Genomic DNA, 15,905 nt, shown 5'->3' on the forward strand with positions numbered 1-15,905 from the left:
CGGCACGGTTACGCGATGGTATCGATCACGCCGCCGTCCACGCGCAGCGCCGCGCCGGTGGTTGCCGAAGCCTGCGGCGAGCAGACGTAGACGACCATGTTGGCCACTTCCTCGGTGGTGGCCGCTCGCTGGATGATCGAACTGCTGCGATGCTCGCGCACGAACTCCGTGGCGACCTGTTCGACCGTTTTGCCCTGCTGTCTGGCCGTCTCTTCCACCATCGCCCGCAAGCCGTCGGACAGGGTCGGTCCGGGCAGCACGGCATTCACGGTCACGCCGCTGCCGGCGGCGTGCTTGGCGATGCCGCGCGCAATGCTCAACTGCGCGGTCTTCGAAAAGCCGTAAGCGAGCATGTCCGGCGGAATATTCAGCGCAGACTCGGACGAGATGAACACCACGCGGCCCCATTTGCGCTCCATCATTCCTTTGAGGTAGTGGCGCGTGAGCCGCACGCCCGACATCACGTTCACCTGGAAGTAGCGCTCCCAGTCGTCGTCTGCGGTGGAGAAGATGTCACCGGGGCCGAAGACGCCCAGGTTGTTCACGAGAATGTCCGCCTGCGGCACGGCTTTGATCAACGCGTCGCACCCCTGCGGCGTGCCGAGGTCGCCCGCGAAACCTTGCAGATCCGCTTGCGGCGCGCTCTTGCGGATCGCCTCGATCGCGCGGTCCACCGCGTCCTGCTTGCGTCCGTTGATGATGGTCCGCGCACCCGATGCGGCAATGCCGGTGGCGATCGCAAAGCCGATGCCCGCCGTGGATGCACTGACGATCGCCGTCTTGCCCGATAGATCGATGTTCACTGTCTTGCTCCTCGTTGAAGTTGCGGCGAACCGGCCAAGGCCGGCCGAGCCGAAAAATGCAAAGGGACTGGTGTTCGAAGCGTCGAACGGAAAGTATCCCACCTATCCGCATGCGAGGTCGGCTGGGTGCGAGGCAGGAGCGCGGGTCTGCGTCGTTATAATGATTTGTCGTCATTTTCGCGGTCGCTGGCCGCTTCCCGCTATGACATTGCACCGCACCGATCCTTCCCGCGAAACCCTCGAACTCGGCGGCTCCGTGTGGTTTCAGGCGGGCGCGCAGACGCTCGGCGGCGCGTCGCGGATCGCGCTGCTCGCGGCGATCGGCGAGACCGGTTCGATCACCAGCGCGGCCAAAGCGGTCGGCATGAGCTACAAAGGCGCGTGGGATGCGATCGACACGATGAACAACCTCGCCGGCGAGCCTCTCGTGGTGCGCCTGACTGGCGGCAAAGGCGGTGGCGGCACCACCCTCACGCCACGCGCCGTGAAGCTGATCGAGACGTTTCGCGCGGTGGAACGCGAGCACCGGCGCTTTCTCGAACGCGCGGGCGCGGCGATCGAAGGGTTCGCGACCGACTGGGATCTGATCGGCCGCATCGGCGTGAAGACGAGCGCGCGCAATCAGCTTTATGGCACGGTGTCGGCAATCACGCGCGGCACCGTCAACGACGAAGTCACACTCGTGCTGCCCGGCGGCCATGCGATCGTCTCCGTCATCACGCATGAAAGCACCGAAACGCTCGGCCTCGTCGAGGGTGCGGCGGCGTTCGCGTTGATCAAGGCGTCGTGGGTCGTGCTGTTCGTCGACAACGAAAGCGGCCTGCCGCTCAAACTCTCGGCGCGCAATCAGTTGCGCGGCACGGTACAAAGCGTGAAGCGCGGCGCGGTCAATGCCGAGGTGTCGCTGGTGCTGGCGGGCGGCGCGGTGATCACCGCGGTCGTCACCAATGAAAGCGTCGACACGCTCGGATTCGTGGAAGGCGGCCGCGCCGTGGCCGCGTTCAAGGCGTCGAGTGTGATACTCGGTGTGAAGGACTGAGCGGGCGAGATGTTCGCGCCTTCTTTGAAGGATTGAGCGCGGCAAGCGCCCAGTTCGGCGTCAAGGGAACGGGTAGCGTCCGAAAGATCCGCGGTTGAAACTCAGGGCTCGCTGCGCGCGTAGCCGGCGAACGGCTGATTCTCGCGCACTTGGCCATTGTTGACCTGCACGACCTGATCGCCGAAGGCGGCGACATCGTCGGGATCGTGTGTGATCAGGACCATTGGGATATCGAGCCGCGTTTGCAGCTCGGACAGCTCGCGGCGCATGCGCTCACGCAGGGCGCTGTCGAGCGCCGAAAACGGCTCGTCCAGTAGCAGCAACCGAGGTTGCGCGACGAGCGCTCGCGCCAGCGCCACCCGCTGCTTTTGCCCACCGGAAAGCTGCGCCGGATGATTGCCGGCCACGCTCTTCAATTCCAGCGCATCCAGCCAGTAATCGATCTGCGGATGCGAGATCCGCGCACGCGGATTGAGCCAGCCGTGCTGCAAGCCGAAGCCGATGTTCTGCCGCACGTTCAGATGCGGAAATAGCGCGAAGTCCTGAAACAGATAGGCGACCTTGCGCGCTTGCGGCTTCAGATCGATGCCGCGCGCGCTGTCGAACAGCGCGTTGCCATGCAGCGTGATCGTGCCTTCGTCGGGGCGTAGCAGGCCCGCAATAGCCTGCAACGTCAGACTCTTGCCCGCGCCGGATGGTCCGAACAGCACGACGCGCTGCGAGGTGGCCTGGAACGCGACGTCGAGCGTGAAGCGGCGCTCGGCGCTCTGGAAGGTCTTGCGGATGTCGACGGCAAGCAGCATATCAACCGGACTTCAGGAGCGTGTGCTGCGGCACGAGGCGCCCCGCGAGCAACAGGATCACGACGCACGTCACCGAAGTCACGAGCACGAGGAAATTCGCGGTGCTGTCGTCGCCCGCCTGCACGGCTGAATAGACCGCCACGGAAAGCGTCTGCGTGCGTCCCGGCAGATTGCCCGCGATCATCAGCGTCGCGCCGAATTCACCGAGCGCCCGGGCGAACGCCAGCAGGCCGCCGGCGAGAATGCCGCGCGCGGCGAGCGGCAGCGTGACGCGAAAGAATACGGCCGTTTCGCTGACGCCGAGCGTGCGCGCCGCCTGTTCGAGTTGCGGATCGACGGCTTCGAAAGCGGCGCGCGCGGACTTCAGCACGAGCGGAAAGGCCACCACGGTCGACGCGATCACCGCGCCCTGCCAGGTGAACACCAACTGAATGTCGAAGCGGTCGAGCCAACTGCCGATCACGCCGCGCCGTCCGAGCAGGACCAGCAGGTAATAGCCGAGCACGGTGGGCGGCATGACGAGCGGGAGCATCAGCAGCGAATCGACCACGTCGCGCGCGCCGGAGCGCCAGCGCGACAGACCCAGGCCCGCCGCGACGCCGAACACCAGATTGAGCGCGGTCGCCCAGCCCGCCACTTTTAGCGACAGCAGGAGCGGGATCCAGGCCTGTTGCATGAGCGTGCGCCGTGTCGTGAAGTTAATGTGCGGGCTTGAAGCCGTATCTGGCGAGCACGGACTGTCCGGCCGGCGACAGCACGAAGTTGATGAACGCCTGTGCGTCCGCGGCGTGGTGGCTGCCTTCCACTTGCGCGATCGGATAGGTGACCGGCGTTTGCGTCGGCACGTTCATTGCGACCTTGACCTTGTCCGGCATGACGGCGGCGTCGGTGCTGAACACGAAGCCGGCGTCGACTTCGCCACGCGATACATAGTCGAGGCTTTGACGTACGTTCGACGCCAGCACGGCTTTCGCGCTCACGGCGTCCCATACGCCCGCAGCCTGCAGCGCGCCCTGTGCGTAACGGCCGATCGGCACGGAAGCCGGATCGCCGTACGCGACACGCTTAACGCTCGCCGATGTCAGATCGTTCAGGCTTGTCGGCGCAAAACGGCTGTCCGTCGGCACGATCAGCACCAGCGAATTGGCGGCGAAGTCCTTGCGTGAGGCCGGTACGATCACTTTTTCGGCGACGGCCTTGTCCATTGCCTTCTGGTCCGCGGATGCGAACACGTCGGCGGGCGCGCCTTTGACGATCTGCTGCATCAGCACGTCGGAGGCACCGAAGTTCAGCAGCACCTTGGTGCCCGGATGCTGCTGCTCGAACACTTCGCTGACCGCCTTGAACGCGTTGGTCAGGCTGGCGGCGGCGGAGACCACCAGTTCGTCGGCGCGCGCATTGACGCTGACGGCGACGGAGACGACGCTGGCGACGAACAGCGCTTGCTTTAAAAGGCGGCGGGCGAGTGTCATAAAGGTCAGGAGGTCCGGGGAAACCGGATCAGTGGGTTAAAATGCTATCGTAATATATGAAAGGTTATAACGGTGGCCCACGATCGTTATTCAGCCGCGCACCTCAGGCGGTTCGTTCTACAGCGGAAGAGGATTCAGGCGCGGGACGAATGCGGCGGCGCCAGCGTATTGAGTGTTTGCGACAACGGCGCCGTGGCCGGACGGACATCGCGCACGGCTTTCCACTTCGCGCGAATGAACGGCCGGTCGTGACCGGACACTTTCAGGGCGATATGCGTGACCCAGCGCTGCGTCGGCACGTGCACGCCGTGCATGACCAGCGCGAGCACCATCATGCTGGCAGCGACTGGCAGCGCCGACAGCCGGCCTGGCTCGGCATGCCACGCGAGACGGACGAACACCAGCGCCGCCAGCGCGCCGGTCAGACAGCCGGTAATGGCTTCCGACGGCGAATGCGCGCTCAGCACCACCCGCGACAACCCCACCGCGATTCCCGCGGCAAGGCCGAGCACCACGCCGATCAGGCGAATGGCCGGACGCGCCGGCAACAGCATGAGGAACAGCACGACCGGATAGACGGCAGTGGACAACATGGCGTGGCCGCTTACGCCGGTAAAGTCCAGTTCGCGTACGCCGACACCCCAGCCGAGAAACGCCAGCTTCGTTACGGTCACGATGCCAATGGCCGCGCCAAGTAGCAGCAGCCAGCCCGCGGCCATGCGCCAGGTATAGCCGACCGCCAGCCACAACGCGATGGCGAACGCGAGCGGCAGCGTGAGGCCGGCGCCGCCGAGGTTGGTGATCGAATACCAGAGGTGGGCAGGTAAATCGGGCATGGCAAAAAGCGCGACCCAGGCCGCGTAGAATCGGGTTGGTAATGAGATAACGCGCGAGAGTCGCAACTCGCCGACTTTGAACAAGCCCGCACGTCGGAGATTCAACCGCCAGTATAGACGGGTGCTGCAGCGCGGTCGCGCCGCGCGCGAGGCTTTTTGCTGTTGGGCGTGGGCTGCCGAACAAGCGGCAGCCGGGCGTTGCACAGGTTTGACGTCAGCTTTGCAGCAAGGTTCGCCGCGCGGCAATTTCGGTAGAGGGATGATGCGTCCGGGTTCCAGCATCGCATGAGGATTGGTGTTATTGTGCATTGCACAACGGAATTCTGTTCTACCGAACGGACCCTGTCCCTTTTTGCGAGGTTATCCGCCGATGGCAAAAAGTCTATCGAAAATCTGGCTGCGCGGTTTCAAGCGGCTGCTCGCGATTCAAACCGAGCACGCTCGCACAACCACCAAGCGCACCACGACGCGACCGGCCCGGGCCGCCGCCGCCAAGCCGTCCACCAAGGTTCGTCCGCTCAAGCCGGCAGCGGCGGTGCGTGCGCCCGCCAAGCGCGAAGCGCCGCGCGCCGCCGCTCGCGAATCGCGTGTGCGTCCGCGTGCGTCGGCGTGGGCGAGCGGCTCGTGGACGCGCTCGTTCCACTCCGCGCCTGCCGCACCCGGTCGGCTCGTCAATCATCTTCAGTACGGCTTGTATGTGCCGGCGGGCCACGCGCTCGAGGCCATGCCGCTGGTGGTGATGCTGCACGGCTGCACGCAGTCGATCGATGAATTCGCCGAAGGTACGCGGATGAACGTGCTGGCCGACCGTTTCGGCTTTGCCGTGGTTTATCCGGAACAGTCGAAGCATGTGCATTCGCATCGCTGCTGGCATTGGTACGACGCCGGCGAAAGCGCCGGCGGGGCCGAAGCGCGCGCAGTGGTTTCGCTGGTGGACGCGTTGGTCGCGCAGTACGGTTTTGACGGCGAGCGCGTGTACGTCGCTGGAATCTCTGCTGGCGCGGGACTGACGGCGCTGCTGGCCGTCAAGTACCCGGAGCACTTCGCTGCGGTCGCGCTGCATTCCGGCCCCGCTTTCGGCGAGGCTCATTCCGGCATTACGGCGATGGACGTGATGCGGCGCGGTGCGCGCCGTGAGCCGGCCGAACTGGTCGACGAAGCCGCCAACGTTGCCAATTATCCGGGCATGCCTGCCATCATCATCCACGGCGACGCCGACCATGTGGTCGCACCGGTCAATGCGGACCAGTTGGCGGTGCAGTTTCTGCGCCTGAATCGCATCGTCGATGAAACCGGCGCGCGCAAATCCGGCGAAGTGCGCGAAGAGCGCAAGGGCGGCGTGGTCATGCGCGATTACGTGCGCGGCGGGCGGCGCATCGTGCGACTCTGTCGTGTGCAAGGGCTCGCTCATGCCTGGAGCGGCGGCGACGACGCGGTGCCGTTTCATTCCGCCAAAGGTCCGGATGCCAGCGCCATGGTGTGGGAGTTTTTCAGGCATCAGCGTCGCACGGGCGCCGGTCATATCGCGGAAGGCGCTACCACAGCCGCCACCGCAGGCGCGCGGTGACATGGGAACAACACTTCGGAAAATGAATGCTGGTGCGTAACTAGGGTTTTCCCTATAATACGGGTTACCCCTTAGGAGTTAACACCTAAATTCATTGTCGAGGTCGACCATGTATCTGCTTAGCCGCCTGTTTCTGTTTCTGACCAAGTCGCCCGATCAACTCGCGAAAGAACGCGCCGACGCATTCCTCGCTGAAGCAACCGATCTGTACGATCTGGAATTCCGCATGCGCAAGCTCGACCGCGAGGCAAATGTTCGCCAACCGTCGTGGATGAGCCAGCAGCACTAAACTGCGCAAGTTAAAAGCATCGGCGCGTATCGAGACGCCGGTGTTTCGGGGTGAAGCACCCAAGTTGTCGCAGATCGTCGCTAGCGCTCAGACAGCCGCATTCAATTGCCGCAACGCGTGGTTCAACACTGCGGCGAACACCACCCCAAGCTGAAAAAAACGTATCAACAAGTCCGCCTGCCCAACCGTTTGTTTAAGCAGGCGCGAGCAGCGCCGGCAATCGGCTCATCCTTGAGTCTTCTTCAGACGTGCCGACGCGAACAAAGCAAGGCGAAGCGACGTAAGCGGGCGCTCACTTGCCAAAGCGAGCCAGCGTGCGCGCCCTTGCTTCGGCGTGGTCCACGATCGGTGCCGGATAGTCTTTGCCCAACACCACACCGCATTCGGCGAGCCGTTCCGCGCCCGCCAGCCAGGGCGCATGAATCCACTTCGATGGCAGTTTCGCGAGTTGAGGCAAATAGCGCTTGATAAAGCGTCCTTCGGCGTCGAATTTTTCGGACTGCGTGACCGGATTGAAAATCCGGAAGTAGGGCTGCGCATCGCATCCCGTCGAAGCGGCCCATTGCCAGCCGCCGTTATTCGCCGAGAAATCGAAGTCGTTTAACTGTTCAGCGAAGTACCGCTCGCCGAGCCGCCAGTCCACGCCCAGATCCTTGACCAGAAAACTCGCCGTCACCATCCGCAGGCGGTTGTGCATGTAGCCCGTGCGGTTCAGTTGCAGCATGGCGGCGTCGACCAGCGGGTAGCCCGTGCGTCCATCGCACCATGCGGCGAACGCCTCGTCCGCTTCCGGGCCTTGCTCCCAGCGCAACCGGTCGTATTCCTCCTTGAACGACGCGCCGCGCGCCAGCCGCGGATGATGCGCGAGGATCATGAAGTAGAAGTCCCGCCAGATCAGCTCGGACAGCCACGTCGCCGAGCCTTGCCCGTCAGGTTGCAGCGACAATTCGTGGGCGAGGCGCGCGAGTGTGCGAATCGAGACTGTACCGAAGCGCAGATGTATCGACAGATAGCTCGGGCCCTTGGCGGCGGGAAAGTCGCGCCGGTCCGCGTAGCTGTCGATGCGGGTCATGAAGTCGTCGAGCAGACGCTGCGCGCCGCTCATGCCTGTGGGCAGGCTCAACTCGCCCAGGTTGCTCGGCGCGAAGCCGAGTTGTTCGAGCGTCGGCAACTGGCGATCGAGCCTCGACGGCAAGGCGGCCAGATGCTTCGCGTACGTTTCCACGGGATACGGCTTCAGATCGAAGGTACTCAGTTGCCTGAGCCATGCGTTCCTGTACGGTGTGAACACCGTGAACGGTTTGCTCTGGCCGGTCAGCACCTCGTCACGCTCGAAAATCACCTGATCCTTGAACGTCAGCCACTGGCGTCCGGCTTCGGCAAGCTGCTCCCGTACCGTCTCGTCGCGCTCGATTGCGACCGGCTCGTAGTCGTGATTCGCGAAAACCGCGTCCGCGCCGAGTTCATCGGCCAGCGTTGGCACCAGGTCGGCCGGATTGCCGTACAGCACGATCAGACCGCCGCCATCGGTGCGCAGTGCCTCGTCCAGTTCGCCAAGCGCCGCGAGAATGAACTCGATGCGCCGGTCCTGCGGCTGTGTGTCCGGATGACGGGCGTGCCAGGCGTCGACCAGCGGTTGCAGGATCGTCGTGTCGAACACGAATACGCACCACACGCGCTCGCAATGCTTGAGCGCGTAGTAGAGCGCGGCGTTGTCCGTGTTGCGCAGGTCGCGGCGAAGCCAGACCAGCCCGGTATCGAAGGTGTCGTTCAGTCGTCGGACGCGTGTCATCAGGGAGGTGGATCGTTGAAACAGGGCGGATGACTGCGCTTTGGCCAACCGCAAGCGCAGCGAGCAACGGCACGACCCCTGTTGCACATTGCATGCCGCGTCCGCAAATTAGCACAGCGCCCGCCCCTATTGTGCAGGGTGCGGGCGCTGTCTTTGGCAGGCGACGCGGTTTTCCGCGCCGCTTTAGCGATTCTTTAGCGCGGCATCGAGGCCGTAGCTTAGGCGATTTGCAGACGGACCGCGACGTTGTTGCGCGTGGCGTTCGAGTACGGGCAAACCTGATGCGCCGCGTCGACCAGTTCCTTTGCCGCGTTTGCGTCGAGACCCGGCAGCGAGACGCGCAGGTCGATATCAAGCGCGAAGCCGCCCTTGTCATTCGGACCAATGCCGACTTCCGCGGTGACTTGCGTGTCTACCGGCAAAGCCTGTTTGTGCTGGCCGGCGACAAACTTCATTGCGCTCAGGAAACACGCCGAGTAGCCAGCCGCGAACAGTTGTTCTGGATTCGTACCCGCCGCGCCGGTGCCGCCGAGTTCGCGCGGTGCCGCCAGTTTCACGTCCAATGCATTGTCCGACGACACCGCACGGCCGTCGCGGCCACCGGTGCTTGTTGCGCTTGCTTTGTAGAGGATGTTCATGATGCTGCTCCTTTGTCTGGGTTGTCAGGATCTGCGTGTTTGCCGCTCGTTGCTGGCCTGCCGTTCCGGCAGAGCGCCAATTGAGCGGGCATGTGACAAAGATAGTGTACAAATCATTTGTGTGCAAATGATTTTTCGCATCGTAGCGATAGCACGCGTTTTGGAGCCGCTGGGCTAGCGGTCCATGTAATCGGTGAGCGTGCCGCGCAGGCGCGTCAGGTCGTCACGCAAACGCAGCAGAAATTCGGGTGTCTGCTGGGTCGCGCAGAAGATTTCGGCAGGCACTTCGCGCGCCTGGCGCTTGAGTGCCGAACCGGCCTTGGTGAGCCGGATGTACACGAGACGCTCGTCCTCAACGCCGCGTACCCGCTCCACCAGACCCTGAGCTTCGAGCCGCTTGAGCAGTGGCGTGACCGTCGCCGAATCGAGGTTCAGGCGTGCCGCCATATCTTTGACCGTGACGTCGTCGCTCTCCCACAGCACCAGCATCGCGAGATATTGCGGATACGTCAGGCCGAGTCTGTCGAGCAGCGGCTTGTACGCCTTCGTCATGGCGAGCGAGGTCGAGTAGAGGGCGAAGCAGAGTTGCTCGTCGAGCGTGAAGGGCAAAGCCGGGCGCTGGGTCATGATGCATCTCGCAAAAAGTAGCGTGCAAATCGATTGCGCGCAAACTATTGTGCCGCAAATTGGCGCACGCTGACGAGTGCGGTGAGGTATTCCTGGAGCGGCGAGGGCAAGCGTCGCGATGGGGATCGGCGCCGGGGCGGCCGCTAGAATAGCGGCCGCCCCGGAACGGGAATCAAGCCGCTGGCGTGGTCGGCAGGTCCGGAGTCTCGGGTGTCTGCACGCCGAAGCAGCCGCGATAGGTTGCATAGAACGAGCAGTACAGCATGGTCGTGACGATCATCGTGGCGGGCATCAGGACCGCGAACGCGAAGTCGCCGGCACCCAGCGCCTGCATCAGCGCGGACAGGCCGAGCGACACCGTTATCGCCACCGCGAACCATAGCGCGCCGAACACGACGAACGCGCCGCGGTTGCGCCAGCAACTGACGATGCTGAAGAACATTGCCTTGACGGGCGGCACGTCATGCCATGCGGTGAGAATCGGCGAGAACCAGAAAATCATTGCGACCGGAATGTAGAGCGCCAAAGCCGTGAGTACCGCCAGCGGAATATTGCTGTTGGCGATCGCGTCCTGGTCCATCGTGGCGCCACCGAGCATTACCTTCAGCAGCATGCCGCCGTCGGCCAGCGCCGAACCGGCCAGCACCAGCGCCATAGCGACGACATAGAGCACACCGAGCACCAGCAGCCGTTTGGCGACCACCGGCCCATACGAGTGAAAACCGTCCACCAGAATGGTCGGAAAAACCGGCTTGCCGGCAATCGTGTTGCGGCACGCCGCCATGAAACCGACTGCAACGCCCGGTATGAACGCCAGCGGCAGCACGCCACCGATCACCGGAATCTGCGAGACGAGCGTCATCACCAGCAGATAGGTGAAGAACAGCGTCAGGAACGCGAGCGGGTTCTTACGGAACAGCCAGATACCCTGCCGGAACCACACATAGCCGGCTTTCGCGGGGACTTCGATCAATTGCATGAGGTATGAATGCCTGGAAGTGCAACGCCGGACAGGCGTTCGCGCAGGATGCGCTCGAAATGGCCGGGATCGTGCGGTTTGAGCAACTCGGCCGCGCGCGGCAAATGGAAATCATACAGGCGCGAGACCCAGAAACGGTACGCGCCCGCGCGCAGCATGTCGCCCCAATGGCGGTTTTCTCCAGCGGTGAACGGGCGCACGGTCTGGTAGGCGCGCAGCATCGCTTCGGTGCGCGCTTCGTCGAGTTTGCCGGTGGCGAGGTCGACGCACCAGTCGTTGACCGTCACCGCCACGTCGAACAGCCACTTGTCGCAGCCCGCGAAATAGAAGTCGAAAAAACCGCCCAGGCGCACCTCGTGGCCCGTGCCGGGCGCGGCGTGGGCGAACATGGCATTGTCGCGGAACAGGTCGGCGTGGCATGGGCCTTCAGGCAGTGCGGCGTAATCGGCCGAGGCGAAAAAAGCTTCCTGGTACGCCAGTTCGGACGACAGCAGCTCGCGTTGCCCGCCTTCCAGAAACGGCAGGATGGTCGGCACGGTTTCCTTCCACCACGGCAGGCTGCGCAGATTCGGTTGATAGGCCGGGTAGTCGCGTCCTGCCAGATGCATGCGCGCGAGCATCTGTCCGACCTCGATGCAGTGCTCGACGCCCGGCGCCAGCTCCGGTGCGCCTTCGAGCTTGGTCACGATGGCGGCGGGCTTGCCTTGCAACAGGCCGAACAGGGCGCCGTCTTCGCGTGGCATGGGGTCCGGCACCGGCACGCGGTGCGCGGCCAGATGCCGCATGAGATCGAGATAGAACGGCAGTTGTTCGGCCGTCAGCTTTTCGAAGATCGTGAGGACGTATTCGCCGCGCGTTGTCGTCAGAAAGAAGTTGCTGTTCTCAATACCGGAGGAGATGCCACGAAATTCGACGACGTCGCCGAGATCGTAATGGCGCATCCATTCTGCAAGTTGGGGTTCAGTGACAGCGGTGAAGACAGCCATGCGGGAAACGTCAGATCAGGTTGGTCGGGCTGGCGCGGTGCGGCCAGTGCGATGTGCGGCAAATGCGGTATTGAAAATGTGTTCTCAGGAGCCGTGAAGCGCTGCGGCATTTCAAAGCCGTACCGCCAGGGTGAAACTCGCCAGCCAGGCTGACGCCCGGGACGACGCCTTGCAGGCGCGTGAATCCGGGCGGCGGCTTACTCCGGGGCGCCGCCCCGGTACGCATCAATAGGTCAGGTGCACCGACGGCAAACGCGTGCTCGCGCGGCCGTTGTCGCGTACGGTGGGCGACGTGTCGAGCGGCGCGCTCATCTGGTAGCGCGTGCCGAGGTTCGAATGCACGTTGATTTCGACGGGCTTGCCTTTGTCGCGGTATTCGGTGATTTCGGTGCCGTTGGCACTGCGTTCGTAAAAGCTCGGCGTGCGCGGAACGTTGATTTCGACCTTCGAGCTGACCTCCGCGGCCGGACGATTGATCTTCTCCAGGTCGGGCAGACCGGCCCGTTCATTGGCGGACTGGGGCGCGCCGGGGGGCGGAGTGTCATCGACAGGCTGGGCAGCCATCGCGGCGTTGCCAAAGGCGAGAGCCAGTGCAACGGCGACGGGAAGGAGCGGCTTCATGGTGATTCTCCGATAGGGTGCCCCGATTCTAGCAAATCCAGCCTGGCCATCGGGCGCGATCGCCTTATTTTGCGCCGCTTTCGCGCGGCGTGCCCGCAATCTTGCGAGCCGTGTGCCGGGGTGTGTCGGCGCGCCGCCAGGTCATTTGGCGATCGCAAGTTCCGTGGTAATGTCGCCTCATCAATCGAGGCGAATGAAGATGAACAACGATACCAATCAACGCGCGGTGCAGACTCCCGCCAACAGCTTCCCAACCGAATCCTTCGAAGACGCCACCGAGGCCGTCACCCGCCTCTCGGCAATCTACGAAGCGAACACTTCGTTCCTGCGCGACGCCTTCGCGCGCTATCGCCGCAACGAACTGTTCCAGAGCCGCGTGCGCGCCTGCTATCCGTTCGTGCGGGTGTGTACCGAGGTCAACACGCATATCGATTCGCGCCGGTCGTATGGTTTCGTCGCGGGTCCGGGCGTGTTCGAGACGACCGTCACGCGGCCGGATCTGTTCGGCAACTACTATCGCGAGCAATTGCGCCTGCTGGCGAAGAACCATCACGTGCAGATCGAAGTCGGCGTATCGGATCAGCCGATTCCGATTCATTTCGCTTTCGCCGAAGGCATCCACCTCGAAGGCGATCTGGATCGCGAGCGCCTGTTCCTGATGCGCGACGTGTTCGACACGCCGGACCTCGCGCTGCTCGACGATCGCATCGTCAACGGCACGTATGAGCCGCTGCCGGGCGAGCCGCATCCGCTCGCGCTGTTCACGGCGGCGCGGGTCGATTTTTCGCTGCATCGGCTGAAGCACTATACGGCGACCTCGCCCACGCATTGCCAGAACTACGTGCTGTACACGAACTACCAGTTCTATATCGACGAGTTCGTCAAACTCGGCCGCACGATGATGGCCCATACCGACGACGAAGAACTGCGCGCCTATCGCAGCGAATACACGTCGTTCGTCGAGCCTGGAGATGTGGTCACGTACAACGAGAATCTCGGCGAGCAGGCGCAGGAAGGCACGGCTCCGCCGCGCTTGCCGCAAATGCCCGCGTATCACCTGAAACGTGCCGACGGCAGCGGCATCACGATGGTCAACATCGGCGTCGGGCCGTCGAATGCGAAGACCATTACGGATCACATCGCCGTGCTGCGTCCGCATGCGTGGATCATGCTCGGCCACTGCGCGGGCCTGCGCAATACGCAACGCCTCGGCGACTACGTGCTGGCGCACGGCTATGTGCGCGAGGATCACGTGCTCGACGACGACTTGCCGCTGTGGGTGCCGATTCCGGCGCTCGCCGAAGTACAGGTCGCGCTGGAACGCGCCGTCGCGCAGGTCACGCAACTGGACGGCGTCGAATTGAAGCGTGTGATGCGCACGGGCACGGTGGCGAGCGTGGACAATCGCAACTGGGAATTGCGCGATCATCGCGAGCCGGTGCAGCGGCTGTCGCAAAGCCGCGCGATTGCGCTCGACATGGAAAGTGCGACGATCGCCGCGAACGGCTTCCGTTTCCGCGTGCCTTACGGCACCTTGCTGTGCGTGTCGGACAAGCCGCTGCATGGCGAATTGAAGTTGCCGGGTATGGCGGACCAGTTCTATCGCGCGCAGGTCGATCAGCATCTGCAGATCGGTGTGAAAGCGATGGAGCTATTGCGAATGAACGGGCTGCATCGCTTGCATAGCCGCAAGCTGCGGAGCTTCGCTGAGGTCGCGTTCCAGTAGGAGTAAGCGGTTTTTAAGCACGCAAGGCGAGCGCAGGTTCGCCCTCGCTCACCAGGCTCGACTAAAGCTGTCCGATACCGGTCAGCCCGATCAGACTGCCGGCCGCCAGAAGCCATAGCGGATGAATGCGCGTCTTTATCGCCATGACAGCCGTGAACGCGGTGATCGCCCACGCAATCGCCGTTGGGTTCGACGCTTCGGCAATGAGTGCGGCGCTCGCCGCGACGACGCCGGCCGTCACCGGCACCAGTCCCAACTGCGCGTAGCGTCGCCACGGGCGGTCCTTGCACCGCTCCCAGGCATGCATTGCAAGTACCGTTACGAGCGACGACGGCCCGAACTTCGCCACCGACGTCACCAGCATGCCCGCCCAGCCGGCCACATGCCAGCCGACCAGCGTGACGACCATCAGGTTCGGCCCCGGCGCGGCTTGCGCGAGCGCGAACAGCGCGCTGAATTCGCTGGCCGGCATCCAGTGATGCACATCCACCACCTGACGCTGCATCTCCGGAAGAATCGTATTGCCGCCACCGAACGCGAGCAGCGAAAGCTGGCTGAAGATGACCGCGAGGGAAATGAGCGTGTCGTTCATCGTGCCTTCCTCGACGCGATATAGATGCTGAACGGCGTCAGTACCAGCATGGTGGGCAGAAGCGGCAGCCGCATGATCGCAATCGCGATGAAGCCGAGCGCGGCAATGAGCGCGGCCACCGGTTTGTGCCGCAGCGGCAGCAGGATTTTCACGGCCATCGAGATCAGCAGGCCGGCCGCCGCGGCGGCGAGCCCGGCAAACAGATGGCGAACGTGCGGGTCGTTCTGCGTGTGTTCGTACAGCACGCCAAGCCCGATCACAATCAGGGACGGTCCCGCGATCAGGCCGAGCAACCCGGCGACCGCGCCCGGCACACCGCGAAAGCGCATGCCGACGGCCACCGAGAGATTGATCACGCTGCCGCCCGGCAAGAACTGGCAGAGGCCCAGCAGGTCGGTGAATTTTTCGGCGCTCAGCCAGCGGCGTTGTTCGACCAGTGCGCGCCGCGCCAGCGGCAGTGCGCCGCCGAAGGAAATCAGCCCGAGGCCGAGAAAGCCGCCGAAGATTTCCCATACGGTGGGCGGACGCGCCAGCGCGGGTTCGGGCGTGGTGAGGTCGTGATCCATATCGGTTAGCTTGCGGTTCAAGCTCAGGAGGTTAGCGCCGAACCGGCGTCGAGCAAAACGATTTTTACGCGCGCCCATGTGATCTGGAATCACAAGCCTGGCCCGTAACCCTCCTCCTTTTCCGGCGCTGCGCGCCTTCGAAGCCGCCGCGCGGCATCAAAGCTTCACCGCCGCGGCGAACGAGTTGCATGTGACGCACGGTGCAATCAGCCGCCAAGTCGCAGCTTTCGAAACTTGGCTCGGCGTGCAGGTGTTCCAGCGTCGCGGCAAGCGCGTGCGCCTGACCGACGGTGGGCGGCGCTACCTGTCCGCCTTGCAGGCCGCGGTAGATGGTCTTGGCGTCGCGCTCGGCCCGTTGCCGCTGCTCGCGGATGAATTGCTCTCGGGCCGGCTCGTCGTGCCGCTGGCGGGTCCGCGTATCGATGCGCGCGGCTATTGGTGGGTCGCGAGGCGCGAGGTCGCGCATGCGCCGCTAGTCGAGCAGTTCTGTGAATGGCAGCAGGCGCAAGGCGATCAAACCCAGGAAAACGAAACGGGTAGCGTCGAGGCTACCCGTTGATATCCGCATG

Annotated in this window: 18 protein-coding genes; 5 read left to right on the forward strand and 13 right to left on the reverse strand. The window is 63.8% G+C overall.

All coding sequences use genetic code 11. The annotated features are described in order from the left end of the window. Positions 1–8: 8 nt before the first annotated feature. Positions 9–803, reverse strand: coding sequence for an SDR family NAD(P)-dependent oxidoreductase (locus tag NE850_RS27440; RefSeq protein ID WP_007178816.1), 795 nt, complete (start codon positions 801–803; stop codon positions 9–11). A 202-nt stretch (positions 804–1,005) separates the two neighbouring features. Between NE850_RS27440 and NE850_RS27445 the strand changes: the two genes are divergently transcribed. Continuing rightward, a complete protein-coding gene (locus NE850_RS27445; RefSeq protein WP_007178817.1) occupies positions 1,006–1,842 on the forward strand; it encodes a TOBE domain-containing protein in 837 nt (278 codons plus the stop codon). Positions 1,843–1,943: 101 nt separating this feature from the next. Here NE850_RS27445 and NE850_RS27450 read toward each other — a convergent pair whose 3' ends face one another. From NE850_RS27450 to NE850_RS27465, 4 genes are all read right to left on the reverse strand, one after another. Then, complete coding sequence (locus NE850_RS27450) at positions 1,944–2,645, reverse strand: sulfate/molybdate ABC transporter ATP-binding protein (RefSeq protein ID WP_007178818.1); 702 nt, start codon at positions 2,643–2,645, stop codon at positions 1,944–1,946. A gap of 1 nt (position 2,646) precedes the next feature. Next, positions 2,647–3,321, reverse strand: a complete 675-nt coding sequence (gene modB, locus NE850_RS27455; RefSeq protein WP_007178819.1) for a molybdate ABC transporter permease subunit — start codon at positions 3,319–3,321, stop codon at positions 2,647–2,649. Between the two features lie 22 nt (positions 3,322–3,343). Beyond that, the gene (modA, locus tag NE850_RS27460) at positions 3,344–4,117 is read right to left on the reverse strand and encodes a molybdate ABC transporter substrate-binding protein (RefSeq protein WP_007178820.1); all 774 of its coding nucleotides are present in this window, start codon (positions 4,115–4,117) and stop codon (positions 3,344–3,346) included. A 134-nt stretch (positions 4,118–4,251) separates the two neighbouring features. After that, the gene (locus tag NE850_RS27465) at positions 4,252–4,953 is read right to left on the reverse strand and encodes a phosphatase PAP2 family protein (RefSeq protein WP_007178821.1); all 702 of its coding nucleotides are present in this window, start codon (positions 4,951–4,953) and stop codon (positions 4,252–4,254) included. Positions 4,954–5,323: 370 nt separating this feature from the next. On the opposite strand from NE850_RS27465, the gene NE850_RS27470 reads away from it, so the two are divergent. Beyond that, complete coding sequence (locus NE850_RS27470; protein ID WP_310699635.1) at positions 5,324–6,520, forward strand: PHB depolymerase family esterase; 1,197 nt, start codon at positions 5,324–5,326, stop codon at positions 6,518–6,520. Positions 6,521–6,629: 109 nt separating this feature from the next. Next, on the forward strand, positions 6,630–6,809 hold the full coding sequence (locus NE850_RS27475) for a DUF3563 family protein (RefSeq protein ID WP_007178823.1): 180 nt from the start codon (positions 6,630–6,632) through the stop codon (positions 6,807–6,809). Between the two features lie 292 nt (positions 6,810–7,101). Here NE850_RS27475 and NE850_RS27480 read toward each other — a convergent pair whose 3' ends face one another. The 6 genes from NE850_RS27480 to NE850_RS27505 form a co-directional block, all read right to left on the reverse strand. Continuing rightward, positions 7,102–8,601, reverse strand: a complete 1,500-nt coding sequence (locus NE850_RS27480; protein WP_007178824.1) for a deoxyribodipyrimidine photo-lyase — start codon at positions 8,599–8,601, stop codon at positions 7,102–7,104. A 218-nt stretch (positions 8,602–8,819) separates the two neighbouring features. Beyond that, the gene (locus tag NE850_RS27485; RefSeq protein ID WP_165187618.1) at positions 8,820–9,239 is read right to left on the reverse strand and encodes an organic hydroperoxide resistance protein; all 420 of its coding nucleotides are present in this window, start codon (positions 9,237–9,239) and stop codon (positions 8,820–8,822) included. Positions 9,240–9,413: 174 nt separating this feature from the next. Next, positions 9,414–9,866, reverse strand: a complete 453-nt coding sequence (locus NE850_RS27490) for a MarR family winged helix-turn-helix transcriptional regulator (RefSeq protein ID WP_007178826.1) — start codon at positions 9,864–9,866, stop codon at positions 9,414–9,416. Between the two features lie 172 nt (positions 9,867–10,038). Continuing rightward, entirely contained in the window at positions 10,039–10,845 is an 807-nt protein-coding gene (locus tag NE850_RS27495) for a BPSS1780 family membrane protein (RefSeq protein ID WP_007178827.1), read from the reverse strand. Next, positions 10,836–11,831 carry a homoserine kinase gene (locus NE850_RS27500; protein WP_007178828.1) on the reverse strand — a complete coding sequence of 332 codons (996 nt, stop codon included), beginning with the start codon at positions 11,829–11,831 and terminating at the stop codon, positions 10,836–10,838. The genes NE850_RS27495 and NE850_RS27500 overlap by 10 nt, the downstream gene beginning before the upstream one ends. Positions 11,832–12,056: 225 nt before the next feature. Next, a complete protein-coding gene (locus NE850_RS27505) occupies positions 12,057–12,452 on the reverse strand; it encodes a hypothetical protein (RefSeq protein ID WP_007178829.1) in 396 nt (131 codons plus the stop codon). 199 nt (positions 12,453–12,651) lie between these two features. Here NE850_RS27505 and NE850_RS27510 point away from each other — a divergent pair, with 199 nt between their 5' ends. Then, positions 12,652–14,178: an AMP nucleosidase gene (locus NE850_RS27510; protein WP_007178830.1), complete on the forward strand. Its 1,527-nt coding sequence runs from the start codon at positions 12,652–12,654 to the stop codon at positions 14,176–14,178. 61 nt (positions 14,179–14,239) lie between these two features. On the opposite strand, the gene NE850_RS27515 is transcribed toward NE850_RS27510, so the two are convergent. Both NE850_RS27515 and NE850_RS27520 read right to left on the reverse strand, forming a co-directional pair. Beyond that, positions 14,240–14,770, reverse strand: coding sequence for a chromate transporter (locus NE850_RS27515; RefSeq protein WP_007178831.1), 531 nt, complete (start codon positions 14,768–14,770; stop codon positions 14,240–14,242). After that, entirely contained in the window at positions 14,767–15,336 is a 570-nt protein-coding gene (locus tag NE850_RS27520; RefSeq protein WP_035516902.1) for a chromate transporter, read from the reverse strand. The genes NE850_RS27515 and NE850_RS27520 overlap by 4 nt, the downstream gene beginning before the upstream one ends. Before the next feature lie 97 nt (positions 15,337–15,433). Between NE850_RS27520 and NE850_RS27525 the strand changes: the two genes are divergently transcribed. Next, positions 15,434–15,895: a LysR family transcriptional regulator gene (locus NE850_RS27525; RefSeq protein WP_035516903.1), complete on the forward strand. Its 462-nt coding sequence runs from the start codon at positions 15,434–15,436 to the stop codon at positions 15,893–15,895. The last annotated feature ends 10 nt before the right edge of the window (positions 15,896–15,905 follow it).

Origin of the sequence: Paraburkholderia sp. USG1 (genome assembly GCF_031570135.1) — a bacterium.
GTDB lineage: Bacteria > Pseudomonadota > Gammaproteobacteria > Burkholderiales > Burkholderiaceae > Paraburkholderia > Paraburkholderia dioscoreae.